The sequence below is a fragment of the Psychrobacter sp. H7-1 genome, assembly GCF_904846585.1.
Classification (GTDB): Bacteria; Pseudomonadota; Gammaproteobacteria; order Pseudomonadales; family Moraxellaceae; genus Psychrobacter; species Psychrobacter raelei.
In genome coordinates this window covers 1-26,987 of sequence record NZ_CAJHBH010000014.1, presented here as the reverse complement: position 1 = coordinate 26,987, position 26,987 = coordinate 1, and the positions used below count along the sequence as shown (strand labels likewise).

Here is a 26,987-nt window from a genome sequence, read left to right as displayed (position 1 = left end):
TACAATATCATTGAAGTGGTTTTAGAGTAACGCATTACACCAAAAACTAAAAGCCCCACTGATAAGTGGGGCATCTAACAACTTCGATCAGGCTAAATTGTCGCTGATTTTTTTGGTAGAGACTGAGTCTAAGGCTTAACCGCCACCAATACTCGAATGCTATCTGGCACCAATGACAAATTGGTCAAGGCCTGCTCACCTTGTGCTTTAAGCGATTCAAGGCGCTCAATCTCTTCATCACGCACGTTGGGGTTCACTTGCTGTAGCTGTTTTAGGCGGTTAATCTCACGCTCCCAAATTTGACTAAAGCGTGCCAAAGCCTGAGCGCTAATCGTGTCAAGTTTACCTTGAGCAATGGCTTCAGCATCATGGTAACGCGATTCAATCACTTGGCTGCGCACTTTCACCACTTGGCGAGCACGGTTTTTGTCCAGGCGCTCAATGTGTGGCAAAATCATATCTGCGGTGATGCGCTCTGACAAGTCCCCGCCTTGCTCCCCTAAGAACACTCGCAGCATTTGGGTGGGCAGGTTGGCAGTTAAGTTCAGTACTTTTGGCGCAATGGTGGTGATTCTAAAATTCACCTCAAGCAGCAGCATGCCCTCAGGTACTGTGTTGCTCTTTAACATAGCTACTGTAGTGTTACCAAAGGTACCAGAATTGGCCATGTCATAAATGGCCAACATCAGCGGATGCTCATGGGTCAAGAAGTCCATGTCTTCACGCATCAGTGCCTGGCTACGCTTAAAGGTTAGCGTCATACCATCTTCAGAAATGGGTAGATTATCCACATCAGTATGCTGGCTGTTTTCGGCCTCTGGTGGATGGATAATCCAAGATCCATCACGCTGTACACTGTGATCTAGATTGAGTGAAGAGAAGAAGCGGTCTAAGAAAGCCGGCAATAGGTTATTGGCATCAAAGTCGCTCATCGCATCAGCGATACGGCCTGCCACACGTGGACGACACGAGTTGTACTCAAGCAGACGGTCACGACCTGATTGTAACTCTGCCTCTAACGCTTGACGTACTGCACCTGCCTCAGTGATTAAATCCTCTAATGCTGTTCGGTTCTCGGGTGTATCAGCCCCTTCAAGCAGCGGCTTGAGATCCACAATAAACTGCTCTTGTACCGTCTGCGCTGTGGGCGAGATGTGGTTAAAGATGTTCAGCGCCGCATCGTACCATTTATACATACGCTCTTGGGCAGTGCCTTGCACGTAAGGGACATGTAAGGTGATCTTTTGGCTTTGACCGATACGATCTAAGCGGCCGATACGCTGCTCTAAGGTATCAGGGTTGGCCGGTAAATCCCATAAAATCAAGTGGCTGGCAAACTGGAAGTTACGCCCCTCTGAGCCAATCTCTGAGCACAGCAAAATCTGTGCGCCGGCATCATCGGCAAAGAAGGCTGCCGCCTGATCTCGCTCAAGCAGACTCATTTGCTCAGTAAAGATGGCCGTCTTGATACCGGCATGTAGGCGCAGAACCGCCTCTAAGCTCTCAACAGTGGCACCGCTTCTGGCAATCAGCAAAACTTTTTTCTGCTTGAGCTCCTCTTTTAACAGACTAATGAGCCAAGGCACACGCGGATCATCTTCTAGCCAGCCGCCATCGGGTTGATTTTCTTCACCCCAAAGCTGCTCACGTAATTTGCCACAAGTTTGATAATTGCCCTGCCAGCTGTCTGGACAAGGCAGTGGATGCGGACGACTGGTGCGACCATGGAAGCCTTGGACGCTATCACGCGTATTGCGAAACAGCACACGGCCTGTACCATGACGGTCCAATAACTGGTTTAGCGCATAGGTGCGCAGCTTGTCATCTTCATTAATGCCGGCCAGCTCTTCTGGGTTAGGCATACCTAATAAGTGGGTCAATGCGTTGATTTGACCATCAGTCAGTGGCTTGTCATCCATCAACACTTCAGCCACTGCCGCAGTATCAGAAAAAGCCGCTTGACCGGCGATAAAATCATCCAAATCATCAAAGCGGTCAGAATCTAGCAAACGCAAACGCGCAAAGTGACTCTCAATGCCTAACTGTTCTGGGGTAGCAGTCAATAATAGAACACCGGGTGTCTCATGCGCGAAGTCTGCTACTAGCTCATACTTATCATTACCGCCCTGCTCGGGGTCCCAGTGCAGATGATGCGCCTCATCGACTACCAATAAGTCAAAGCCCGCCTCCATCGCCTGCTCATATAAATCATGATGATCAAGCAGCAAATCTAAGCTTGCAATGATGCACTGCTCAGTGGTGAACACATTTTGATCTGGGTTGTGCTCTTTAATAGCCGCAGTACGCACCAAGTCAAATAGGGCAAAGTTTAGGTTAAAACGGCGACGCATCTCAACCATCCACTGATACTGTAAGCTGTCAGGTACCAAAATCAGTACGCGCTGCGCCTTACCTGTTAGCAGCTGCTGATGGATAATCAGTCCTGCTTCGATGGTCTTACCCAGACCCACCTCATCTGCCAATAACACACGGGGTGCAATGCGCTTACCCACTTCATGAGCGATATATAACTGATGCGGAATAATATCCACACGGGCACCCATCAAGCCTTTAAGCGGGTGACCGGCTAAGGCTGACTGCATACGCAAGATATCTTGACGTAGCTCATACCAATCCCCACGCTCAACACGACCTGCCAATAAGCGCTCTAATGGCTTAGCTAGGGTGATATTGGCTGCCAAACGGGTCTCCATAATACCGCGCGGATGGCCGTCCACATGATACTTAATCACGCCCATCACCTCATCAACGCCGGTGACAATATGAGCATTACCATCTTGATCGGTAATTTCATCGCCCACCTTAAAGGTCACTCGGGATAAAGGCGCAGAGTTCTTGGCATATACCCGGGTCTCTTCACTTTGGGCAAATAAGATATGCACGCAGCGGTCGTCAACATCAATAACCACGCCTAAGCCAAGCTCGGCTTCGGTGTCGGATAAATAACGTTGACCAACGGCGAATTCGGGAATTAAAGCAGCTATTGTCATAAATCTATCAGTTCTTTTATTAAATGTGGAGTTTGCTTAGGCACAAGCCACAACGATATCTAGCACGCTGTCAGTTATGTCTTATTATAAAGGATTATAAGCACTATCTACGTTAATGAGGTCAAAGTTCGTAAATTCTATACCTAATCTTTAAAAAGCCCTTTAGAGTCAGGCAGGGTTTTACGGCAACTTATAATAAATAATGTAAAAGGAATCAATTTTACGCCTAATTTGACTCTTTTTTAACCAATTTTGCGTCTGTTTGGCTGATTTAATCAAATTTTGTTCACTATCTGCCGATTTTAATGCAGTTTTGGGCGCTGTCACCTTACCATCTATTAAGATACTAAGCGATGTAGGCTGGCCATTGTCTTTAAAGACGCCCTTTTGAACTTGGCGCCACAATGTTAGGATGAGCCCTTACAGCCATAATTTTGTATCAACAACTGTTTATACCCCCACTGTACACAATAATAAAAAATTTAAATGGCCATTGTTCTAGACCAGCTCATTAATCAAGGTATCAGTTATCAGCCAATGTATCAGTTAACAGATGAATGAATGGGCCACTCAATAAGCCATTTAGTCATAAGGAGCAACAAATGAAAGCGGTTTTTTTAGACAGAGGCACTTTTTTGGAAGGATTGGCGCTGCCAAAACCTCAAGGTATTGATGAATATCAAACCTTTGATGAGACGCCCCAAGACGATCAGTTAATCATCGAGCGCTGCCAAGGGGCGCAGATTATATTTACCAATAAGGTAAAAATTAGCGCTGAGGTTATCGCCGCTTTGCCGGACCTAAAGCTCATTCAATTAACGGCCACTGGCATGAACAATGTGGATGCTGACGCCTGTAAAAAACAGGGTATTGAGCTATACAATGTCGCCGGTTATGCCGTAAAAAGTGTGCCAGAACATACCTTTATGTTAATGTTGGCGGCACTGCGCTCCGGTGTTCATTATCACAACAAAGTCATCGATGGCAGCTGGGAGGCCTCAGGCAACTTCAGCCTGATGGATGTGCCATTAATTGACTTAGAGGATACCACCTTGGGCATTATCGGTGTCGGCACCATTGGCAAACGGGTCACCGAAATTGCCAAAGCCTTTGGCATGACTGTGCTTTGGGCCGAGCATCAAGGTCAAGCGCCGCGCAATGATGAGTATACCGACTTTGACACTGTGCTCGAGACCTCTGATGTGATTAGCCTGCACTGTCCATTGACCGAAAAAACAGCGCACCTCATTAACGCTGATACTTTGGCCAAAATGAGCAAAAAACCCTTGGTGGTGAACGTGGCACGCGGCGGAATTGTAGACTCAAAAGCCATGGTTGAAGCGCTAGAGCAAGGTCAAGTACTGGGCTACGCCACTGATGTGTTTGAACAAGAGCCGACCACTCAGGAGGATCCATTATGGCAATTGGGGCAAAAAAATCATCCACGCCTGATTTTTAGTCCGCACAATGCTTGGGCCAGTAAGGCTGCGCAGCAAAAGCTGTGGGATATTTTAACCAAACAGGTCAGTGAGTTTATTACCACACACAAACACTCAGTGTCATCCTAGCTATTGAGCAGTAGCCGTTTATCAAAAAAGCCCCATAGCATTTAACTGAACCCCAAATGTTTGACGGTTTAGTTTAGATCAAGGACTGAGTTCTGTATTGCACAGGACTCAGTCCTTTTAGTTTAAGTTGAATACGCTCATGGCAAGAGAGCTCACACCGTGGCGACCTAGGCTACCTAGGCTACCTAGCCCATAAACAGACTACGCCCAAAACAGCACAAACACGCAAGCCATGGCCAGTAAGATACCCACAATATTAAGCTTACTGAGTGACTCTTTAAAGCCAAATACGCCAACCAATGTGGCCACAGCAATAACCCCAACGTTCATACCCGTAAACACCACACTTGGCGAGTCAGACAGCACTTGGTGCGCTTTGACATAAGCATAGATATTACCCGTATTTAATGCCCCAAGCAGCACGCCTGCAATCAAGGCTTTGCTGTCCCACACGGTCTTTTTGGCAATCAGATACATAAATAGCAAGACAGCAGATAGACCAAAGGCCATAAATAAGGTCAACGCAAAAGCAGCCCCTTGTTTGGCCACTTGCTTAAATAAGATATCAATCACCCCATAACCCAGCCACACCCCCAGCAGCCATAGCCCAACTGGTCTTTTTATTGGTGCCGTATTGGGTGTTGAGGAGTAGACCGATTGTCCAACCACCGCCGGCTCCGGATTACGAGTAATGAGCGCCAATAATGCCAAAAACCCAAGCGCTATGCCCAAGGTGCGCTGCGTGGTCAAGGTTTCACCAAATAAGACAAAGGCGGCAAAAATAGGAATAATCAGTGACAGTCTTTGCGCCGCGTCAGTAGCGATAATGCCAACAGACTCAATGGCTCGGCCTAAGATGACAAACACCAAAGGTAGTAATATGCCCAGCAGCAGAATAATACCCCACGCATCACCAAGCTGCCCTATTCCTGACAAGTCTGGCTTGAGTAATACAAATGTGAGCAAAAATGCCACAGGATAACCGGCCGCGATGGTCTGGCGGATATCTACTTGTTGATGACGAAGCACTTTGAGCAAAATAGAAACTGCCACACTGCATAGCACAGCGATAACCAGATATGTCATAGTTTTTGAGCCCAATTCATAAAAATAGCGAAGAATATAACAATTTATTTCGAAAGATACAAGATATTTTGCTCGACCTAATTTTGACACCTCATATCACAGCTTAACGCAAAATCAGCCTTGGCAGTCAGCAATTTGTTAAAATAAGCCCTTGTTTCTGGCCGGTTTATCCCTATCTAGTACAAACTATCTGTCTTATGCCCATATCAGCTCTGATTATACGGACTATCAGACCTATACTTATAGAGCCGGCTTTATAGCCGACTTTTTAGGGTTAAACGTGTAGTTGTTGTTTATATACCTATTGCTTGTTCAAATATAGCATCCAGCTTTTGTGCTACTCAGCTTTTTATCTGGTATCGCATCGATATGCGACACTCAAAAAAAGATAGTGCTGCGTTGTCATATTATTCCTCTACTATGACGATTTGTGCCTTCTAAAACCACTATCTTTCATCACAACCAACATCGATCCTGCTGACTTTTATGAAAAAGCTCTTTCACTATTTTGAAACCCGTCTTTCAGCTTTCCCAGAGAACAAGATCCCGCTACCCAAAGAGGGACTGTTTAAGTTTTTGTGGGCCTGTACCTATGGTCTGCGTGGCTGGCTGCTGTTATTTATGATTCTCACAGCCGGTATCGGTATGTACGAGGCCATGCTGTTTGCGTGGATTGGCAATCTGGTCGACTGGCTTGGGATGTATACCCCCTCTAGTCTGTGGGCAGAAAAAAGCGGACCATTAAAGCTGATGGCTGTGGTGCTGATTATCAGTCCATTTTGGGTCGGCTTTGCCGCTTTGGTTCACTTCCAAGTTATCCAAGGCGTGTTCCCAATGCAGATGCGGTGGCGCTTTCATAAGCGTATGCTGGGTCAGTCGATGCAGTTCTACCAAAATGAATTCTCAGGACGCGTCTCTGCTAAAGTGATGCAGACAGCGCTTGCGGTGCGCGATACCGTGATAACTGTGGTGGATATGATGATTTATGTGCTGGTGTATTTCGTCACCAGTGGCATTATTTTATTCAAGCTCGATAGTCTACTGCTTATCCCCTTTGCGCTATGGTTGGTGTTGTTTGGGTTTACGCTTTGGTATTTTTTGCCCAAATTAAAGCAAACAGCCAGCATTCAGGCCGATGCACGCGCCCTAATGACTGGGCGCATTACCGATGCTTATGCCAATATTATGACCGTCAAGCTATTTAGCCACTCTCAGCGTGAGCTAAGTTATGCCAAATCAGCGATGAAGCAGTTTTTGGCCACAGTACATGGTCAGATGCGCTGGGTGACGGCGCTGGAATTTGTGAACCATCTCATTAGCGTCATCTTAATTGGCAGTACCGCCGCCATTGGTCTGCACTTATGGCAGCGCGGTGATGTGGGTGTGGGCGCTATTGCCGCAGCTACCGCTATGGCACTGCGCTTAAATGGCTTAACCCACTGGATTATGTGGCAAATGGCCAGCTTGTTTGAAAGCGTGGGTACGGTGCAAGATGGTATTCGCACGTTGTCTGCACCGCAAAGCGTGGTGGACAAGCCCGGTGCTCCGGATATGGTGGTTCGTGAGGGTCATATTGAGTTTAAAAACGTCGACTTCGGCTATGAAGGCAGCGACCTGAGTATCGCCACAGAAGACAGCAAGCCTGAAGCATCAACCAAGCACAAAAACTACATTAAGCTGCTCGATAACTTTAATCTGGATATCAAACCTGGTGAAAAGATTGGCTTAGTGGGGCGTTCAGGGGCGGGTAAATCGACCTTGGTTAATTTGCTACTGCGCTTTTATGATGTCGATGGCGGACATATTATTATTGATGGTCAAGCCATTGATGCGGTGACGCAAGAGAGTCTGCGCCAACAGATTGGTATGGTCACTCAAGACACCTCGCTTTTGCACCGTACAGTGCGTGAGAACATTGCTTATGGCCGCCCGACTGCCACAGACGCTGAGATTATCGCGGCATGTAAGCAGGCACAGGCTTGGGACTTCATCCAAGGCCTGCACGATGCCAAAGGCAATACCGGGCTTGATACACAGGTTGGTGAGCGTGGGGTTAAGCTATCAGGGGGGCAACGTCAGCGTATCGCTATTGCCCGAGTTATGCTAAAAAATGCGCCCATTTTATTGTTAGATGAGGCCACCAGTGCGCTCGATTCAGAAGTTGAGCACGCCATCACCGAAAGCTTAAACAGCATGATGATGGGTAAAACTGTGATCGCCATTGCCCACCGTCTATCGACCATTGCCGCGTTAGATCGCTTAGTGGTCATGGACAAAGGCTGCATTATTGAGCAAGGCAGTCACGAAGAGTTGTTGGCGAAAAACGGTGTTTATGCCAGTCTGTGGCAAAGACAAAGTGGCGGCTTCTTAGGCGATGATGAGGACATAACGACGTAAGCTTAAGTTTAGCATGAGACTAACCTAGGCTCATGATTGGTAGGCTTATGATTAGTAGGCTTATGATTAGTGAGCTTATAATTAGATAAGCAAGCCTGTTAGCGCCGCTTATACTATTACACAGCTGGCTAGCAGGCCGCTGGCTATCAAACAGCTAAAAAAAGGATGCATACATGAAAGGACTTCAGGTCAATGACACCGCCCAATTTGAGCATAGTATCAAGCTTTCGGGCAAACAGGCCCGCTACTATGACTTTGCTCAATTACATACTGCCTCTGACAGCACTGTGTCAGAGATTGAGTCATCAAATAATCAGCCGCAGCCCAAACCTATGGCTCATTTTTATGGCGGTAATGGCTTTACAGTGGGTGTGTATCAGCCGTTACTCAGTGCACTAAGTGACCAGTTTCATGTGACCAGCTTGGCGATGCGTGGCTACTGGCATGACCTACCCCAAGATAAGGTGATGACTCGGGAGCAAGACGCTGACATGCTGATTGAATTCTTAGAGCAAACCCAAAGTGGCCCGGTCATCGGCATCGGTCATTCCCAAGGCGCTACGGCTACTGCACTGGCAGCAGCCAAACGCCCGGATTTGTTTTGTGCTATTTATTTAATTGACCCAGTGACCTTTACCAAAGCGCAATCGCTGCTGTATAGCCGTATACCCAGACGTGTGTTATTAACTCGTCAGCCCTTTAAAAGCACCAAAGTCAAACAAGCAGACTGGGAGAGCGTCGAGGCCTACTATCAACATCTGCGCGCTCAGTCACCTTTTCGCCGTATCAGTGATGAGAACTTGCGCCTGTTTGCTGCCAATAGCTTAATTGAAAAGCCTGAAGGCGGATTTACGCTATTGTTTGGCCCACAATATGAGCTGGCCAGCTACTTTGGCACGCCCTATATTACCCCTGCCCTAAAAAAACTTAATCAATTAAATCTGCCCTACCATCTGATTTTGGCCAAGCCCACCATGTTTGTCAGCGATGATGTTCGCAAAAGCTGGCAAGGCATTGTGCCCCGCGACCGGATAACCACCTTAGCAGACTATGGCCATTTAGTGCCGATGGAAGCACCAGAGCAGTGTGCCAAGCTTATTTTTAAGCTGCAGTCACGCTAGCTGGTGTGCCATAAAGATATAAGCTTATGAGCACTTTATTTGCACCAGCCCCGACCGATAATCTGTTGCCCTATGACGGTATTGTCAATGATTTGGGGCGACTCATCACTGATGATAAAGCGCTGTATCAGCAGCTGCTTGCCGAGTTGCCTTGGCAGTCTGACAAAGTTACTTTGTTTGGCAAAACCCATATAACCACTCGGCAGATTGTGTGGATGGGAGATACCCCAAGCGCATCCACACAGGCACTTAGCTATACTTATTCAGGACATACCCGCCCTATTGAGCCTTGGCATCCGGCTGTGTTTCACGTGAAACATATGATTGAACAGCAATTACAACCGCTAAAAATTTGCACTCAATTTAACAGTTGTCTGCTAAATTACTACCCTAGTGGCGAGGAGGGCATGGGCTATCATGCCGATGATGAGCCTGAGCTTGGGTATCAGCCAATTATCGCCTCACTGTCATTGGGTGCCACCCGTAAATTTGTGTTTAAGCATAAAAAAACTCAAGATAAAGTCGAGCTTTATCTTGAGTCAGGACAACTGGTCGTGATGCGTGGTGATACTCAGCAGTACTGGAAACACAGTATCACTAAGACTAAAAAGGTGGATACCGGGCGGATAAGTCTAACCTTCCGCCATATGCTTAACCATCCTTAATGCATTAATACGGTAATTTTAATACGGTAATCTTAGAGCTGTAATCTTAATACGGTAATCTGCTGTGTATTAGACAATTGGCTTGCATCACACTTAAATAAAGCCCTACATCTCCAGCACAATCTTACCAAAGCTGTCCCCTGTCTCTAGCGCCTGATGTGCGTCGGCAGTTTTTGCCAATGGATAAGTATCTTGGATCTGAAGCACAAGCTTACCTTGGGCAATCTGATTTAAGACTGCGGCCAAGTCTTGAGCATTGGGCTTAGCAATAAAGCCTTCTACTTGTAGCTGTTTATCCGCCCCCGCTTTTTTTAGCTCATCGGCCCAAATCGAAGGCAATACCACCACACGGCCACCGGTCTTGACCACGGCTAATGCTTTTTTACCCGCTTCACCGCCCACCAAGTCTAATAATAAATCGGCCTCAAGCTCTGGAAAAGCCTCTTGTTTGGTGTAGTCGATCCAGCCTTCAAGTTTGCTTGGGTCAATGAAACTACCGATTTTTTGATACTTCTCAGCCGAGCAAATAAGGGTAATCTTAATGCCTTTTTCCTCGATGGCATTCACCAGCATTTGTAAGGTGAGATGGCCCACCCCGCCGGCAGGTGCACTCATAACCACATGCTCACCTGGTTTAATATCAGCAAAATCAATCATTTGCTTGGCAGTGGTACCGACGCAAGGCAGCGCACCGGCTGTCTTTAGATCAACCGCTTCAGGCACTTTTGTCAACACTTGAGCGTCCACAGTATTATATTGAGCATAGCAGCCGCCTTGGAAATTTAAGGCAGCCACCTTATCTCCTGGCTTAAAGTCCGCTACGGTACTGTCGACCACCTCGCCTGCCATATCAAAGCCCAATATCGCAGGCTGATTGGCAGCAAACTGATTGTCTTTGAGACTTTGTGCGCCCCAGCCCAAACCTTGACGGGTTTTATAATCGACTGGGTTAATGCCAGCGTATGCAATCTTGACTAAGACCATACCTGTATCAAGACTAGGCACCACCATATCTGAGCGATATTGCAAGACATCTGCCTCACCAAATTCTGTGATGATGATGGCCGATTGTGTCTGTGGATACATTGAAGACATGACATACTCCTTGTATTGTTATTGCTTTAGTGAGTGGTAGTCCTACAGCATAATACCGTTATGCTAAGAACTCTAGCCTAACTCTGTATATCGATGCCATCTTGACTGCCACCTTGCCTAAAGCATCACTACAATGTCTGCATTAAGCCTCTTTTAAAGACTCAGGTACGTCTGCACCGTCTTCGATATCTAGGCGTTTGCTTTTCTCGCCTTTGGCAACAATCCCACCACCCACTTGTATGGCATGAATTTTACCGCCTTTATTAACTTCTACTGTATTTACCTCATTGCCTTGGGTCTCTAAATTACCACCGATATTAATTTGCTCAGCTTCTCCACCCTCTTTAACCGATAAGCCAATGGCTTTTAGGGTAGATAATACCCCTTTCACCAGTGACTGGCCTTCACCACCGTGGGTAATCACATCACGGTGCACAGTCAGCTTGCCAATTTTACGGCTTAACTGAATACCAATTGAGCCATCGCCGAAGGTTTCGATACTGCCAAATTCGATATTATCCACTGTCCCATCATACTGGTTATAACCACGTGCCCCTAGACCATAAGTCTTCACATCGCCTTTTACCACAAAGTTACCCACAGTACCGAAGTTTACGAATCCTATACCGCTTGGGCCGTACGAGATAACATCTTTTTCTGACAGCCAGTTATCCACATGTCCCCAAGTATCTAACACCATATCGCTAACGCCATAAGTCACGATGGTCTCATTATGGGTGAGCTGTTTGACAGTGGCACCATAGACAATAAAGATTGCGGCAGTAATGATATCGGGTACGCCAAACGGCAATTTACCATTTGAATACACCGCACCGGTGGTAATGCGATCAGCCACAACCGTACCACCCTCATCACCAAAGCCTGAAACAAATAAGCCTGAGCCTAATACAGGGGCATTTTTACGACCAATCGTAATATTGTCTATCGTTAAATCAATCCGGCTGTCTTTTTCGCTATTAAAGTTATACACAGTCAGCGCACCTTGAAGCACATTGACGCCGTACTTTTGCGGCTGCTCTGGGTAATGGCGCGCATCACAGGCGATAATGTCTACATCTTTAATGCTGACCTTGGCCGACTTAGTACCTGGACGGGTGATGAATGACAATTGCCCGACTAGGCTTAGATTTTCAAATTGAAAGTTGCCCAAATCTTGTTCTTGCAAGATGTTATAAATAGCACGGTGTGAGGCATCGGCCTGAATGTTTAAGTCTTTGATGCGGTTATTCTTGGTTAAGGCAATACCATCGGTACGCGAAAACGATAAGGTTGGCAGCTCGCCGTTTTCTTGTGCTTCACCTCGCAATATCACATTAGGGGCTAAGGTAAACGAGCTACTGACCAAGATGCTTCGGCCGATGACCAGCTCTTGTTCACCTTTCATGACTGCTTGGACTAATTCATTGTAAGTTGTAATGTGACTCATGGTATTTGCCTTTTTATTTATTGATTGCTGATTATTAAGTTGTGAGTTATTCGCTTATGGGCATTTAATTGACATCCGCCCTCCCTAAAGTCACCCCTAATCTAAAACTAACTATAATTAGATACGTTAAACGGACTCTTTTACGGCGAAGGTTAATAAATAAGATAGCTGAGTTTTATTGTTTTTTTTGCAAAAAAATGTGGTAGTTATATTAATATATGATTAACAAAGGTTAAGTAAAATTTGACATAGCTCATACCTACTCTTTGCTTAGACAAATTTTAGACACAAAAAAAGACGGGCCTAACCGATACCCGTCTTTTTTAGTTTTCGATATTGTAGCGTTAAGGTGATAGACGATAAGTCTTTATCACTTAGATTTTAATTATAGAGGTGGCCTACCACATACCACGGCGATGGTTCGTTACCCAGCGGTGCATACCTAGGACATTTAGGGTTTTCATGTTACTAAAGTTAGTCCACTCTTGTACTTCTGGACTAAATTTCACGTTACGATATAACTGATCCCAAGTCTGGCCTCTACGGGTTAAGTCGAGTACTTGTTGATGCAAATCTACCATATAGTTGCGTAAGGCCACTTGATCCGCTTTAGTGGCTGGGGTGTAGTGACCAATATCAATGATATCCACATCTTGAGCCACTACCCAATCTAAAGTATCAATCCAGCCTGGATAATAAAAGTCTAAGAAGTCATTGTATGGCATGGTCTTATGCTGACACACGTCGGTACATTGTAGCGCTTTCTGACGGGGGAATAACACCATGGTCATGCTGTCTGAGTGGCTTGGCGCTACGTGATGTAGCTCTACTTTTTCACCGCCCAAAGTAATGCTCATGTCCTTGTCAAAGACTTTATCTGGCACGGCATAAGGTAGTTTTTCACCAATAATTGGCTCAAGTGCGCGCTGATTGGCGACCACTGTTGCACCTGCTCTTTGAAACACATCCGTTCCAGCCATATGGTCAGCATGAGCATGAGTCACTACCACATATTTGACGGGTACTTTAAAGCGCTCATTAATCTCTTTATTTAACCATTCAGCCGCACAAGTCGCGCCGGCATCAACAACCAAAGCACCTTCATCGGTAATCATAACGATGCCACTGTGCACGGCCAAACCTTTGCCGTTGGTATGGCGATATAAGTTGTCTTTTAGATGCACGAGAGTAGGTGCCGCATCATCACACATGCCTACAGTAAAGTCAGGCAACACAGGACGTGCACCAATCTTCGACTTATCAACCGCTACCCCGGTATCTGAGGCCGCTGTTGCAGCCAATGACAAGGTTAACCCTGCCAATGCCAACATAGATTTTTTCAAAAAACTCATAATAAACCTCCAAAATTTTATAATAGGTAATGAAATTAAACCACTACTCATAATCTTTAACTTATAATGTAGACTATATCTTAGTGTGTTTAATTCCTAAAGTTTTATTTCATTATGTTAACTTGTGATTCATTAAGTAACTTATGATTAACTTTTGTAAAAAAATACAGATGGATTAATAGAGATTTTAGAGCTTATACCTTGTGGTAAAAGCTCTATAGATTTGTTACTCTATTATATCAGCAATCTTTCATTAATAAAATTTAACATAGTGCAAGGATTGTTTATACAAGGTAAAATAAAAACCTAAGCATAATATATCCCTTATACCGAATAACTGAGTTTTCAGCTTGCTGAAAAGACGCCTAGAAAAATATAAAAGCGTTAGTTATAAGGATTATAAGAAATTGCTAAGTAAATGATTACACCCCTTTGACAGCGTAACCTAACAGCTGTTTTATGCTTGTTTAATAAACCTTTAACCTTGGTTTTTTACCTAATTTGAGGATACTATCATGACAACTTCTAACAAATCAGCTGAAGCGTTGGCTAACAAATCACTTTCCAGACGTCAGCTAATCGGCGCTGCCGGTATTGGTCTAAGCGCCACTGCCCTACCGTTAATGAGTACCCAAGTATTTGCGGCGGCGAATGATGCCAAGACGCCACCTGCGCCCTATCTTGCCAGCACCGCAGAAAAGAAATTAAACGTCATCAGTCTAGACCGCTTGGAAGTTGAAGCGCGTGCCGTCATTCCTAGAGCCGGCTATGAATTCGTATCAGGGGCAGCTGGTGAAGAATGGACCTTACGTGAAAACCGCCGTGCTTTTAACGACTACCGTATCGCAGCTAAGCGCTTAGTCGGTCTATCAAACAATGACATTAATATCAAAACCCGCCTATTGGGCTTAGATTTAAACTCACCCATCATGGTTGCGCCAATGGGTGCTCATGCTATGGTGCATGAAAAAGCTGAGCAAGATACCTCACGTGGTGCCGGCCTAGCCAAAACTTTATATTGCTCTTCTGGGGCCTCAAATGCCACGTTAGAAGAGATTGCAAGTGCCACAACTGGTCCAAAATGGTTCCAGTTGTACTACAACAATGATGAAGCTGTGACACGTCAGCTACTTACTCGTGCCAAAAAAGCAGGTTACTCAACCATCATCTTGACTGCTGATGCCTTAGGCCCAGGTCAGCCTGATAACTTTAAAACCATGGGCAGCCCATTCCGTCCTGACAAAAACTTCGGTAACCATGATCCGAAAAAAGGCGGCTTTGGTAACTTCTTTGATCAAAAGACCTCTTTAACCACCAAAGACATTAAGTTCATCAAGAGCTTCACCGGTCTACCTGTCGTTGTTAAAGGTATTTTACGCCCTGATGATGCGGATAAATTTATCCGTGCCGGCGCCGATGCCATTCAAGTATCCAACCATGGTGGTCGTCAAATCGATGGTGTACCTGCCAGTATGACTGCGCTACCGGCCATTGCTAAGGTTGTAAACAACCGTGTGCCTATCATTTTAGATGGTGGTGTACGCCGTGGTATTGATGTTGTACGTGCTTTGGCAATGGGTGCAGATGCTGTGGCCGTTGGTCGTCCAGTATTATATGGTCTAGGCTTAGGCGGCGCGCAAGGCGTTCAGTCAGTGCTTGAGTTCTTAGAGCAAGATTTAAAAACAGCCATGCTACTTAGTGGTGCGGCCAAACTGTCTGATTTAAATCCAAGCTACATTGATATCGTTGGTGAGAATGAGAAATACGACACTTATAATGGCTAAGAGCTGATAATTAAGCGCTAAAAGCCTATAGGTGTGAATACCAAAAAAAGCTGAGCCCCGATATGGGAGCTCAGCTTTTTTTTGGTTCTGACTGTATATTAATGTGTTGACTGTACATGAAGGTATTGACTGTACATTCAAATGACAACGGCTTACTCTTGCGGACTATTGCCATCTAATAAGTCTTTATCACCGCTGTGGTCTTGGATTTCCTCTTCTACTTTTTGCATCAATTTTGGATCAGGCTTGGCATCAAAGATCTCTTTGACCGCCTTATCACCCAGTATCTGCTTGGCGCGCTGCTTGGCTTGCTCTTTTTGCACGGTATCTGGTTTGGCTTGATTATTGAGTGCCGCTATTTGTTTGCTCAGCGCTTCAATCAGCTTAGGGTTATTTGCCACAAAGCTGTTGTCATATTCAGTAGACTCTGCTGATTCACCGGATAAGGCGCTATGCAATTGCATGATGGCATGCTCTACATCTTGGTTAAAGCGCAACCGATAAATCGGTTCAGGTAAGCTAAAGCCATGGTCCTCAAGAGCATGCTTGGCTTCACGAATAGCAATACTACGAGCTTTCATGATATCGGTATCGGTTTGATCGACCCATACTTGAAATTCGAGCATGATATTGGAGTCACCGACTTCAGTAATAATGCACACAGCTTTTGGGTTATCAAGGACGAAATCCAGACTGTTAACTGCCTCTAAGCCTACCTTGATTGCTGCTAAGGGGTCATCATTAGCATCGACGCCCAACTGAAAGGTAAAGCGGCGCTCGGGGTTTTTGGTATAGTTTAAGATAGTACCTTTAAACACCTCTGAATTTGGCAACCGCAATTGATTGCCATCTGAGGTCATCAAAATGGTGGCCCGACTGGTCAGACGTACCACAATGCCTTGCTGACCATTAATACTGACCAAATCTCGCGCCTGAAAGGGCTGACGGATACTAAGCATCAAAGAGGCAATATAGTTTTCAATGGTGTCTTTTACTGCAAAGCCCACTGCAATACCGATGACACCGGCACCTCCGAGCAAGGTGCCAATGATGGCCTCAGCCCCCATCAGGCTTAAGCCGAGCAACAGCGCAATAATAAAGAACAGCACCTTAACCGTTTGTGCCAGCAGTTCGGCAATAAAGGGATTGGGAGTGATGCGCTGCCATAACGACTCACGCCGTGCCAGCCAAGACCCAAACCAGACCACCGCAGCAAATACTAAAATGGCCACTACCAGCAGCGGTAACGCCTGGATAAAAGCACGGATTTGCTGGTTTAGCGAACTAATTACCGGCGTGACATTGTCTTGCACATCCAGCGTACGACTAATGCGGTCCTCGACGGCCACCACATCGCTGACCCTATTGGCTAAGCTAATGGCTTGCTGCGCCTTTTTTTCATTGGGCACTTCACCCGATATACTGACCACACCTTGGCTAACCGTAACGCTAAGCGCTTTTAATCCTTCAATCTCAGAGTAGATACCGCTAATGCGCTGCTTGATATCTTGATCATTGACCTGATCAGGCTTGGTGGCAATCACGGTATCTTTGTCGGTTATATTGCCCGCGGTAGGCACATTGACCGCGCCCGGTATCTCAGCTATGTCTGGCTTATCTGAGTCCACCGGTTGCTGCTCAATCTCTTGATTACTCGCCACCGGCTCGGCACTGACGCTTGCGGCCTCACTGTTAGTACCTTGCTGCTCTGCTTCAGTTAGCGCTTGCGCCGGCAAGCACCATAGCCACGCACTAACAAGGAGCATCACAGCCCCTAGCCTGCCCCTATCAGCGGTGATGGGTTTTAGGCGCAAGCCAGATTCAGTGGTGCGGTGGCTATGAGACAGCTTTAAAAAAAAGGGCATTGTTCTCCGGTTACTCTGATGTTTTTAGGTTGAGGGTCTGCTTATCTGAATATCTACTGGGCTTTGGGGTGCACTACTTATCCAAATAAGCCTGAGCCTCGCCCAAATCTAGGGTGCCTTCATAAATAGCCCGGCCCGTAATGATACCCTCAATGCAGTCGCCATAGGGTTTTAGCAGCTCAATGTCTTTCATATCAGTCACGCCGCCTGATGCGATAACCGGCAGACCACCAACACGGGCCAAATTCACGGTTTGCTCGACGTTCACGCCTTGCATCATGCCATCACGCGCAATATCGGTATACACGATAGAAGATACGCCAGCATCAGCAAAGCGCTTAGCAAGCTCAGTGGCCTTAGTATCGGTGACATTGGCCCAGCCATGGGTAGCAACCATGCCATCTTTGGCATCAATGCCGACGATGATATGACCGGCAAACTCTCGGCAAGCCTCTTCCACAAACTCTGGGTTTTCAACCGCCTTGGTACCGATAATAATATAGGTCAATCCCGCAGCCAGATAATGCTCAATGGTCTGTAGGCTGCGTACACCGCCGCCAAGCTGTACAGGTAGGTTCGGATGCGCCTTAGCGATTTGCATCACCACATCTTTGTGCACCGGCACACCATCAAAGGCACCGTTTAGATCCACCAAATGCAAACGACGGGCACCCTCATTCACCCAGCGAGTGGCCATCGCCACAGGGTCGTCAGAAAATACGGTGTCATCTTCCATACGGCCTTGCTTAAGACGCACGCACTTGCCATCTTTTAGATCAATGGCAGGAATAAGAAGTGGTGCCACAGCGGTCGTTACATCGGTATTTTGGGTAAAAGGAGATTGAGTACGCATATCAAAGGCCTTAGCTTAAATAGTAAGCGAGGAAAAATATAGGGTGAGTAAAAAGCATTTTTAGGTTACATTTGTAGCCTCAAACTGCTTAAATTAGCAAACATACTGGCAATTTTAGGGTAATTTAACGTATAATCCTAGGTTATATTGTATATGTATTTTGGTAGCCAGTCGCCACTGTCTTCTATGCTAAGAGGTTAGCACAGGTATAACTATTCGTAAGCATTTTTCCTAAATCTCGCGGGTTTTATAGTTCTGAAGTGCGTTTTTGTCGTACTGCTGCTACATCTTATCTTTGCAAGATCATATCTCGGTCACTGCGCCGTTCTTGACTTGTGCAAACCCGACAGGACGTCTGGCCTTTCTTCGCTTATGGAATAAGTTCGCTTATGATTACCATCAAAAAGGGGCTTGATTTGCCCATTGCTGGCGCTCCCAGCAGTGAAATCACCCAGCATTCGCCAAAGCACGTTGCACTTGTGGGCTACGACTATGTCGGTATGAAGCCCACAATGAACGTTAAAGAAGGTGATATTGTCACAAAAGGCCAACCTGTTTTTGAAGACAAAAAACGCGTTGGTGTGATCTACACCGCACCCGCCTCAGGTAAAGTCGTTGCTGTTAATCGTGGCGACCGCCGAGTATTTGAAAGCCTCGTCATTGAGATTGATCCCAATGCCGGCCCAAATGCTAATGAGGTGACGTTCAAGCAATATGCCTCAAACGAGTTGGCGGGATTAGATGCTGAAGCTGTGCAAGCGCAATTAATCAAATCTGGTGAATGGACGGCGTTTCGTACCCGCCCTTATAGCCGTACACCTGAAATTGGTGCGCGTCCACAAGCTATCTTCGTCACCGCAATGGATACCAGTCCATTAGCCTTCGACCCGATGCTGCTTATCCAGCAAGAACAGCAAGCCTTCGATGATGGTCTTGCCGTTTTGTCGACCTTATCTCCCAAAACTTATGTGTGTCATCATGGCAATGCCAATTTGCCAAAAGTCGCCAAAACAGCGCCTGGCAACAGCACCGAATATCATGCTTTTGCAGGTAAGCACCCTGCAGGTAATGCCGGTACCCACATTCACTTTTTACACCCCGTCAGCCGTGATGTCACGGTGTGGACCATTGGCTTTCAAGATGTGATTGCCATTGGTAAGTTGTTTACCACAGGCCGCTTATATACCAGCCGTCTTATTAGCTTGGCAGGCCCTGCGGTGGCCAAGCCACATCTGGTGCTTACTGAGCGCGGTGCCGAGTTAACTCAGCTGACTCAAGGTGAATTAATCTCTGGTGACAACCGTATTATTACCGGCTCGGTATTGTCCGGCCGTAAAACCATTGGCACCACCGCTTATTTGGGCCGTTTTCACAACCAAGTAAGCGTGTTACAAGAAGGCTATGAGCGCCCAGCGTTCCACTTCTTTAGCCCAGGCTTTAACCGCTTCTCAAAACTGCCTATTTATATCTCGCAGTTTTTTAAGAGCAAAAAATACAACTTTACCACGACCACAAATGGCTCTCCTCGTGCCATGGTGCCCATTGGCGTCTTCGAGGAAGTCATGCCACAAGACTATTTGCCAACCCAATTACTACGTGCCCTAATTGTTGAAGATATCATCTCAGCAGTAGACCTCGGTGCTTTAGAGCTTGATGAAGAAGACTTGGCACTTTGTACCTTTGTATCACCGGGTAAATACGAGTTTGGCGACATCTTGCGTGATAACTTAACTCGCATCGAGCTGGAGGGCTAACGCTGATGAAATTTTTACACAATATGTTTGACCGCTTAGAGCCTAATTTCACCAAAGGTGGCAAACTTGAGAAATACTACGCTGTGTTTGAAATGTTCGATACTTTCTTACGTCAGCCAAGCAGCACAACCCATTCAGCGGCGCACGTCCGTGATGGTATTGATCTAAAACGCATCATGATTGTGGTGTGGTTATGTACGTTCCCTGCCATGTTTTGGGGTATGTACAACGTCGGTCATCAAGCGTTAATGGCCATTAGCCAGTTAGGACTACAGCCTGAAGGCTGGCGCACGGCTATTACCAACATGGTCGGCTATGATCCAAACAGTATGTGGGCCGCCTTCGTTTATGGCGCCATGCAGTTTTTACCCATTTATATCGTAACTTTCGCAGTCGGTATCTTTTGGGAGATCGTGTTTGCTGTGGTGCGTGGTCATGAAGTGAACGAAGGTTTCTTCGTCACCTCAGTGCTATTTGCACTGTGTTTGCCACCTGATATTCCTTTATGGCAAGTTGCCCTTGGCATCAGCTTCGGTGTGGTTGTCGCTAAAGAGGTGTTCGGTGGTACCGGCAAAAACTTCTTAAACCCTGCCCTATCAGGTCGTGCGTTTTTGTATTTTGCTTACCCCGCTTACATGTCAGGCGATACTGTTTGGACGGCTGTTGATGGCTTCTCAGGGGCAACACCTTTAGGTCTAGCGGCCATTGGTGTGACACCAGATAAATTCGTCGACGCTTACGGCTCAGCCATTACGTGGATGGATGCTTTCTTAGGCAACATGCAAGGCAGTATTGGTGAAGTATCTACCCTAGCTATCTTACTGGGTATGATTGTGCTTATCTGGACTCGCATTGCCTCATGGCGCATTATCGCCGGCTGTGTGGTCGGTCTGGTAGCCACTTCAATGGTATTTAACGCTGTCGGCTCAAGCGACAACTTAATGATGAGTCTACCTTGGTACTGGCATTTGGTATTGGGCGGTTTCGCTTTTGGTGCAGTATTTATGGCCACCGACCCTGTATCAGCTGCTCACACCAACAAAGGCCGCTGGGCATATGGTATCTTGATTGGCTTTATGACGGTGTTAATTCGCGTCATCAACCCCGCCTTCCCAGAAGGCATCATGCTAGCCATCTTATTTGCTAACTTGTTTGCGCCTTTGTTTGACTACTTTGTCACTCAAGCAAACATCAAACGTCAAACGGCTCGGAGGATGCGTCATGTCCCAGCAGACTAAGAAAAGCTCAAACTCAAACATGACCACCATTATGGTGGCCCTAGTCTTATGTTTGGTGTGTTCCGTAATGGTATCCGCCGTAGCAGTAGGCTTAAAACCCGCTCAAGTAGACAACCAGCTACTTGACCGTAACAAAAACATCTTGGTAGCAGCCGGCTTATTTGACCCAGCGAAAGACACCAACCAAGATGTCGAAGAGCGCTTTAAAGATTTTGAAGTAAAATTGGTGGACCTACAAAAAGGTCAGTACGCAACCGAGCAAGAGCTAACGACTGCCGGTATCACAGATATTGACAAGTACGATGCCGACCAAGCTTCTAAAAACAAGGCGCTAAGCATCGACTTAGGTAATGATGACCCAGCTGGTATCGGCTCAACGCCAAAATTTGCCAAAGTTTATGTAAAAAATGATGCCAATGGCAAACCTGAGCTGATGGTACTTCCGGTACATGGCTATGGTCTTTGGGGCACCATGTACGGCTTCTTAACCTTAGAGGGCGACTTAAATACGGTAAAAGGTATCAGTTGGTACGCTCATAAAGAGACCCCAGGTCTTGGTGCCCGTATTGAAGAAGATAAATGGCGTGATCAGTGGAAAGGCGTTCATGCTTATAATGACCAAGGCGAAGTGGCCACAGGGGTTACTAAAGCCGGTCAACCTAAGCCAAACGAAAACTGGGTAGATGGCATCAGTGGGGCAACCTTAACCAGCGCCGGTGTAAAAAACCTTATCCAATTTTGGTTGGGTGACCGCGGTTACAAACCATTTTTAGACAACTTACGTAGTGGCACTCCGAACAACACAGCTAACGCTCAGACATCAACCACTGCGGGCGAGGAGGCATAACATGGCTACAGAAACTAAAAAAATCTTAACCACGCCGATTTTTGACAATAACCCCATTGCGTTACAAATCTTGGGTATTTGTTCGGCACTGGCAGTAACAACCAGCGTAAAAAACGCGTTGGTTATGTGTATTGCTTTGACCTTGGTAACGGCTTTTTCAAGCTTTTTTATCTCAACCATCCGTAATCGTATTCCCTCAAGCATCCGTATTATTGTACAGATGACCATTATTGCCTCACTGGTAATCGTGGTGGATCAGATTCTAAAAGCAGTGGCTTATGATGTGAGTAAGTCACTTTCGGTATTCGTTGGTTTGATTATCACCAACTGTATCGTTATGGGCCGTGCTGAAGCGTTTGCTATGAGTAATCCTCCTGTACCAAGCTTTTTAGATGGTATTGGTAACGGTCTTGGCTATTCAGCGGTATTGCTATTTGTGGCCACTATTCGTGAACTCTTAGGTAATGGCAGCATCTTAGGCATTACCCTACTACAACCCGTCACCGATGGTGGCTGGTATGTGCCAAATGGCTTATTACTACTTCCCCCTTCTGCTTTCTTTATTATTGCGATGTTTATCACAGTAGTACGTATCTGGAAGCCTGAGCAAGTAGAAGAGCCTGAGTTTGTTATTAAGCCGCAGTCGAAAGGCATGGCTCATGGAGGAGGTCACTAATGGGACATTATGTCAGCTTATTTATCACGTCTGTTTTTATTGAAAACATGGCGCTTGCCTACTTCCTAGGCATGTGTACCTTCTTGGCGGTATCGAAAAAAGTATCTACTGCCATTGGTCTTGGTGTGGCCGTTATCGTGGTAATGAGTATCACCGTACCACTAAACAACCTCTTGTTTCAGTTCATCCTAAAAAATGGTGCGCTGGCTTGGGCAGGTTTCCCAGATATCGACTTAAGCTTCTTAGGGCTGCTAAGCTACATCGCTTTGATTGCTGCTACCGTTCAGATCCTTGAGATGTTCTTGGATAAATTTGTGCCCTCACTATATAACGCACTTGGGGTGTTCTTACCGCTAATCACTGTAAACTGTGCCATCATGGGCGGCGTACTGTTCATGGTTGAGCGTGACTACAACTTCACTGAATCTTTAACTTATGGTGTGGGTGCTGGTTTTGGTTGGGCATTAGCGATTGCTTTATTAGCGGGTATCCGTGAAAAGCTAAAATACTCAGACGTACCTGCCCCACTACGCGGCTTAGGTATTACTTTTATTACTGTCGGATTGATGTCGCTTGGATTTATGTCATTTGGTGGCATGTCAATTTAACCGATTTACATTGCCCGTTTAATAGATAACAAGCGATTTTAATATTTAAAAAAGGACAAAAATCATGGAGTTATTTGGTACCGCCATTGGCGGCGTCGCCATGTTTACCCTGATTATCATGAGCTTGGTAGCCATTATTTTGATTGCCCGCTCAAGATTGGTCAGCTCAGGGGATGTCACCATTCATATTAATGGCAATCCTGACAATGATGTGGTAACCCCAGCCGGTGGTAAACTATTACAAACTCTCGCCAGCGAAGGTATCTTCTTATCATCCGCTTGTGGTGGTGGTGGAACCTGTGCCCAGTGCCGCTGTAAAGTCATCGAGGGTGGTGGTTCTATTCTGCCTACTGAAGAAGGTCACTTCACTCAAGGCGAAATCCGTGACAACATGCGTTTAGCGTGTCAGGTTGCGGTGAAGCAAGACATGAAAATCGAGATTGACCCAGAATTCTTTGATGTACAAAAGTGGGAATGTGAGGTTGTCTCGAACGACAACGTGGCCACTTTTATTAAAGAGCTGGTATTAAAAATTCCAGATGGTGAAGAGGTCAACTTCCGTGCCGGTGGTTATGTACAGCTTGAGGCGCCGCCGCATGAAGTGCATTATAAAGACTTCGATGTTGCAGAAGAGTATCGCGGTGACTGGGATCATTTCGGCTTATTTAAATATGTCTCAAAAGTAGATGAGCCAGTGATCCGTGCCTATTCAATGGCCAACTATCCGGATGAAAAAGGCATTATCAAGTTTAACATCCGTATTGCCAGTCCGCCGCCTCGTGGCCCTGAAGGTATCCCACCAGGCAAGATGTCATCTTATGTATTTAGCTTAAAGCCAGGTGATAAGGTCACTGTATCAGGTCCTTATGGTGAATTCTTCGCTAAAGACACCAAAGCTGAGATGGTATTCATCGGTGGTGGTGCAGGTATGGCGCCAATGCGCTCGCACATTTTCGATCAGTTAAAACGTCTGCACTCAGATCGTAAGATCAGCTTCTGGTATGGTGCACGTTCGGTTCGCGAGATGTTCTATGTTGAAGATTATGACATGTTAGCGGAGCAGTTCGATAACTTCGAATGGCACGTGGCACTGTCTGATCCACAGCCTGAAGACAACTGGGAAGGATATACAGGATTCATTCACAACGTGTTGTTTGAGGAATATCTAAAAGACCATCCAAACCCAGAAGACTGTGAATTCTATATGTGTGGGCCACCGGTGATGAACGCCGCGGTTATCGACATGCTACACAGCTTAGGTGTCGAAGATGAAAACATCTTATTGGATGATTTCGGTGGTTAGTGAGCGGGATGAATGCCTGCTGACAAAGAGCCACTGCTCTTAAGCCGATAAACTGTGATAAATTAAGAGCCTCAATGGAGGCTCTTTTTTTATGGCCACTATTTATAAAATCTGCCCTACTAACTCTGTCACATAAGAAAGGATGCTTATGAAAACCAAACTAAATAACCTAACCATTTGGATTACTGGTGCCTCAAGTGGGCTGGGTGAAGCGCTGGCGATAGAATTCGCTCGCCGCGGTGCCACAATTATATTAAGCGGGCGCAATAAACAAAAGCTCGAGGCCGTTAAAGCCAAATGTAAAAAACCGACAAAACACGTCGTGGTGCCCTTTGATATCTTAGACGTCGCACAAGCTGAAGCGGCTTATGCCACCGTTATCCAAAATGCGGGCCATGTCGATTGGCTGATTAATAACGCGGGGGTCAGTCAGCGCTCATTAATTATGCAGACCAGTGAGGCTGTTGAGCGCCAATTGATGGAAATTGATTATTTTGCTCAGACCCGACTAACGCGTTTGGTACTACCAGATATGATTGCCCAGGGTGGCGGCAAGGTGGTGATGGTCTCAAGTGTGGCCGGATTACTGGGCACACAATATCGCGGTGCTTATGGTGCGGCCAAAGCGGCCATTCACATGTGGGCCAATAGCTTGCGTGCCGAATTAAGTGAGGACAATATTAAAGTGGCCACCATATTCCCAGGCTTTATCCAGACCAACGTCTCCATCAATGCCCTGACTGCAGATGGCAGCGCTCAAGGCACGATGGATGACGCCACTGACCAAGGCCTAAGTGCCAAAGCCTTTGCCAAGCAAGCGGTGAAAGCCTTGGTTCAAGACGAGGAGTACATTATCGTCGCAGGTCAAAAAGAGAAGTTTGCCACCTTAGTCAACCGGGTATCACCGCCTAAGCTGTATAAACTTATCCGCGGCGCAAAAGTTAAGTAGTAAAGTAAAGTTAAGTAGTAAAGCTGCCACAAAGCCCATTAATAGCGTTAAAATATATCCCCTCCTGCTGATATAAGACGACCTTATATCAGCCCCTCTCCTTTATTTTTATAAAAATATACTTATGACGCCTTTATTCTCCGCACTGTTATCACCCACCGGGTCATCCTCCAACTTATCTGCTTCAAAAGCCATAATGGGCACGCTTATGCTGTCCACTACTGTGATGATGAGCGGCTGTGATCAACCTCCTACCTATGACTATATCAAGGGTGAGACCATGGGAACCAGCTATCACATCACTTTCCAAAACCCAAAAGGGGTGAATCAAGACGAGATTCAGCAAGCCATCGATAAGCGTCTACAGCAGATTAACCTCAGTATGTCGACTTACATGCAAGACTCGACCATCTCTAAATTCAACCGTTTGGGCGCTGGTGAGTCAATCACGGTAGATGCTGATTTTATAAAAGTATTGAATGACTCCAAACAGGTGTATCAACAATCAGGCGGCGCCTTTGACCCTACTGTGATGCCGCTAATTAATCTTTGGGGATTTGGCACAGTAATGACGGCCGAAAGATTACAAAACCCGCCAAGCGCCTCTGAGATAGCCACAGCCAAAGCCCTACTCGACTTTAAAGGTATCAAGCTCACCGAAGATAAGCTTAGCAAAGACAAGCCAAACGTGGCGCTGGACTTCTCATCTGTCGCCAAGGGCTATGGGGTCGATGTGATTGCTGAGGTGCTGCACAAAGACTATAAAATTAATAACTACATGGTGGAAATTGGTGGTGAAGTGTCCACCTCAGGGGTGAACCAAAACGCCCAACCTTGGCAAATTGCCATTGATGCGCCCATCATAGACAGTACCGTCAGCGAGCGTTATACCCTAGCGGCCATTCGTCAGCCCCTCTTAAGCAACAAGCTGCATCTGGCCACCTCGGGCAACTATCGTAACTCGGTGGTGTTCGATGGTCGCCGCTACAGCCACACCATAGACCCCACCACCGGCCAGCCCATTGCCGGCGGTGCGCCCTCTGTGTCTGTCGTGGCAGATAGTGTCTCTTTGGCCGATGCTTGGGCGACTGCTTTGACCGCCATGACTTACGAAAAAGCGCTAGCCACCGCTAAGCAGCATAATTTGGCAGTGCTATTTGTGATACCCAAAGATGGTAAGATCCATGATGAAGTGCCCTCTCTTGAGGAGATTAAAAAGAACAAAGCCGACCCTCTAGCTTCATAGGTATCTACACAAATTTACTAGCCGCATCAGCGAATTGACGTAGTTTGTCAGGGGAATAATGATTTACCAGTTCGTTAAAATTAAGCCACTGGAACAATCCTGCCATCACAGCAGGTGCGGTT

The 26,987-nt window shown here is 46.3% G+C and carries 20 protein-coding genes and 1 pseudogene; 13 read left to right on the top strand and 8 right to left on the bottom strand.

What is annotated here, in order from left to right:
- Positions 1 to 128: 128 nt before the first annotated feature.
- Positions 129 to 3,011, bottom strand: a complete 2,883-nt coding sequence (gene rapA, locus JMX92_RS06165) for an RNA polymerase-associated protein RapA (protein ID WP_201544515.1) — start codon at positions 3,009 to 3,011, stop codon at positions 129 to 131.
- A gap of 602 nt (positions 3,012 to 3,613) precedes the next feature.
- On the opposite strand from rapA, the gene JMX92_RS06160 reads away from it, so the two are divergent.
- Positions 3,614 to 4,579 (top strand): D-2-hydroxyacid dehydrogenase, encoded by a 966-nt coding sequence (locus JMX92_RS06160; protein WP_201544513.1) that lies wholly within the window; start codon positions 3,614 to 3,616, stop codon positions 4,577 to 4,579.
- Between the two features lie 73 nt (positions 4,580 to 4,652).
- Here the strand turns inward: JMX92_RS06160 and JMX92_RS13750 are convergent.
- Both JMX92_RS13750 and JMX92_RS06150 read right to left on the bottom strand, forming a co-directional pair.
- Positions 4,653 to 4,718, bottom strand: a pseudogene (locus tag JMX92_RS13750) (IS3 family transposase); the annotation flags it as partial.
- A 62-nt stretch (positions 4,719 to 4,780) separates the two neighbouring features.
- Positions 4,781 to 5,665, bottom strand: coding sequence for an EamA/RhaT family transporter (locus JMX92_RS06150; RefSeq protein ID WP_201544511.1), 885 nt, complete (start codon positions 5,663 to 5,665; stop codon positions 4,781 to 4,783).
- Positions 5,666 to 6,151: 486 nt separating this feature from the next.
- Between JMX92_RS06150 and JMX92_RS06145 the strand changes: the two genes are divergently transcribed.
- From JMX92_RS06145 to JMX92_RS06135, 3 genes are all read left to right on the top strand, one after another.
- Complete coding sequence (locus JMX92_RS06145; protein WP_201544509.1) at positions 6,152 to 8,062, top strand: ABC transporter ATP-binding protein; 1,911 nt, start codon at positions 6,152 to 6,154, stop codon at positions 8,060 to 8,062.
- A 173-nt stretch (positions 8,063 to 8,235) separates the two neighbouring features.
- Complete coding sequence (locus JMX92_RS06140; protein WP_201544507.1) at positions 8,236 to 9,183, top strand: alpha/beta fold hydrolase; 948 nt, start codon at positions 8,236 to 8,238, stop codon at positions 9,181 to 9,183.
- Positions 9,184 to 9,209: 26 nt separating this feature from the next.
- Positions 9,210 to 9,848 (top strand): alpha-ketoglutarate-dependent dioxygenase AlkB family protein, encoded by a 639-nt coding sequence (locus JMX92_RS06135; RefSeq protein WP_011959402.1) that lies wholly within the window; start codon positions 9,210 to 9,212, stop codon positions 9,846 to 9,848.
- Between the two features lie 105 nt (positions 9,849 to 9,953).
- Here the strand turns inward: JMX92_RS06135 and JMX92_RS06130 are convergent, their stop codons facing one another.
- From JMX92_RS06130 to JMX92_RS06120, 3 genes are all read right to left on the bottom strand, one after another.
- On the bottom strand, positions 9,954 to 10,943 hold the full coding sequence (locus JMX92_RS06130; RefSeq protein ID WP_201544505.1) for an NADP-dependent oxidoreductase: 990 nt from the start codon (positions 10,941 to 10,943) through the stop codon (positions 9,954 to 9,956).
- Positions 10,944 to 11,085: 142 nt separating this feature from the next.
- The gene (locus JMX92_RS06125; RefSeq protein ID WP_227675285.1) at positions 11,086 to 12,390 is read right to left on the bottom strand and encodes a hypothetical protein; all 1,305 of its coding nucleotides are present in this window, start codon (positions 12,388 to 12,390) and stop codon (positions 11,086 to 11,088) included.
- Between the two features lie 398 nt (positions 12,391 to 12,788).
- Positions 12,789 to 13,742: an MBL fold metallo-hydrolase gene (locus JMX92_RS06120; protein WP_110815909.1), complete on the bottom strand. Its 954-nt coding sequence runs from the start codon at positions 13,740 to 13,742 to the stop codon at positions 12,789 to 12,791.
- Positions 13,743 to 14,257: 515 nt separating this feature from the next.
- Between JMX92_RS06120 and JMX92_RS06115 the strand changes: the two genes are divergently transcribed.
- On the top strand, positions 14,258 to 15,526 hold the full coding sequence (locus JMX92_RS06115; RefSeq protein WP_201544503.1) for an alpha-hydroxy-acid oxidizing protein: 1,269 nt from the start codon (positions 14,258 to 14,260) through the stop codon (positions 15,524 to 15,526).
- Between the two features lie 152 nt (positions 15,527 to 15,678).
- On the opposite strand, the gene JMX92_RS06110 is transcribed toward JMX92_RS06115, so the two are convergent.
- Together JMX92_RS06110 and hisA are read right to left on the bottom strand one after the other, a co-directional pair.
- Positions 15,679 to 17,292: a mechanosensitive ion channel family protein gene (locus JMX92_RS06110; RefSeq protein ID WP_201544541.1), complete on the bottom strand. Its 1,614-nt coding sequence runs from the start codon at positions 17,290 to 17,292 to the stop codon at positions 15,679 to 15,681.
- 172 nt (positions 17,293 to 17,464) lie between these two features.
- Positions 17,465 to 18,244 carry a 1-(5-phosphoribosyl)-5-[(5-phosphoribosylamino)methylideneamino]imidazole-4-carboxamide isomerase gene (gene hisA / locus JMX92_RS06105; protein ID WP_011959397.1) on the bottom strand — a complete coding sequence of 260 codons (780 nt, stop codon included), beginning with the start codon at positions 18,242 to 18,244 and terminating at the stop codon, positions 17,465 to 17,467.
- 389 nt (positions 18,245 to 18,633) lie between these two features.
- Between hisA and JMX92_RS06100 the strand changes: the two genes are divergently transcribed.
- The 8 genes from JMX92_RS06100 to JMX92_RS06065 all read left to right on the top strand — a co-directional run bounded on the left by JMX92_RS06100 (position 18,634) and on the right by JMX92_RS06065 (position 26,865).
- The gene (locus JMX92_RS06100; protein WP_201544501.1) at positions 18,634 to 19,998 is read left to right on the top strand and encodes a Na(+)-translocating NADH-quinone reductase subunit A; all 1,365 of its coding nucleotides are present in this window, start codon (positions 18,634 to 18,636) and stop codon (positions 19,996 to 19,998) included.
- 5 nt (positions 19,999 to 20,003) lie between these two features.
- Positions 20,004 to 21,236: an NADH:ubiquinone reductase (Na(+)-transporting) subunit B gene (locus JMX92_RS06095; RefSeq protein WP_011959395.1), complete on the top strand. Its 1,233-nt coding sequence runs from the start codon at positions 20,004 to 20,006 to the stop codon at positions 21,234 to 21,236.
- Positions 21,220 to 22,083 carry a Na(+)-translocating NADH-quinone reductase subunit C gene (locus JMX92_RS06090; protein ID WP_155586764.1) on the top strand — a complete coding sequence of 288 codons (864 nt, stop codon included), beginning with the start codon at positions 21,220 to 21,222 and terminating at the stop codon, positions 22,081 to 22,083. The genes JMX92_RS06095 and JMX92_RS06090 overlap by 17 nt, the downstream gene beginning before the upstream one ends.
- A 1-nt stretch (position 22,084) precedes the next feature.
- Positions 22,085 to 22,759, top strand: coding sequence for an NADH:ubiquinone reductase (Na(+)-transporting) subunit D (locus tag JMX92_RS06085; RefSeq protein WP_011959393.1), 675 nt, complete (start codon positions 22,085 to 22,087; stop codon positions 22,757 to 22,759).
- The gene (gene nqrE, locus JMX92_RS06080) at positions 22,759 to 23,367 is read left to right on the top strand and encodes an NADH:ubiquinone reductase (Na(+)-transporting) subunit E (RefSeq protein ID WP_011959392.1); all 609 of its coding nucleotides are present in this window, start codon (positions 22,759 to 22,761) and stop codon (positions 23,365 to 23,367) included. Before JMX92_RS06085 ends, nqrE begins: the two co-directional genes overlap by 1 nt.
- Positions 23,368 to 23,431: 64 nt before the next feature.
- Positions 23,432 to 24,670 carry an NADH:ubiquinone reductase (Na(+)-transporting) subunit F gene (gene nqrF / locus JMX92_RS06075; protein ID WP_011959391.1) on the top strand — a complete coding sequence of 413 codons (1,239 nt, stop codon included), beginning with the start codon at positions 23,432 to 23,434 and terminating at the stop codon, positions 24,668 to 24,670.
- Positions 24,671 to 24,818: 148 nt separating this feature from the next.
- Positions 24,819 to 25,619: an SDR family NAD(P)-dependent oxidoreductase gene (locus tag JMX92_RS06070; protein ID WP_011959389.1), complete on the top strand. Its 801-nt coding sequence runs from the start codon at positions 24,819 to 24,821 to the stop codon at positions 25,617 to 25,619.
- Positions 25,620 to 25,743: 124 nt separating this feature from the next.
- Positions 25,744 to 26,865, top strand: a complete 1,122-nt coding sequence (locus tag JMX92_RS06065) for an FAD:protein FMN transferase (RefSeq protein WP_201544499.1) — start codon at positions 25,744 to 25,746, stop codon at positions 26,863 to 26,865.
- The last annotated feature ends 122 nt before the right edge of the window (positions 26,866 to 26,987 follow it).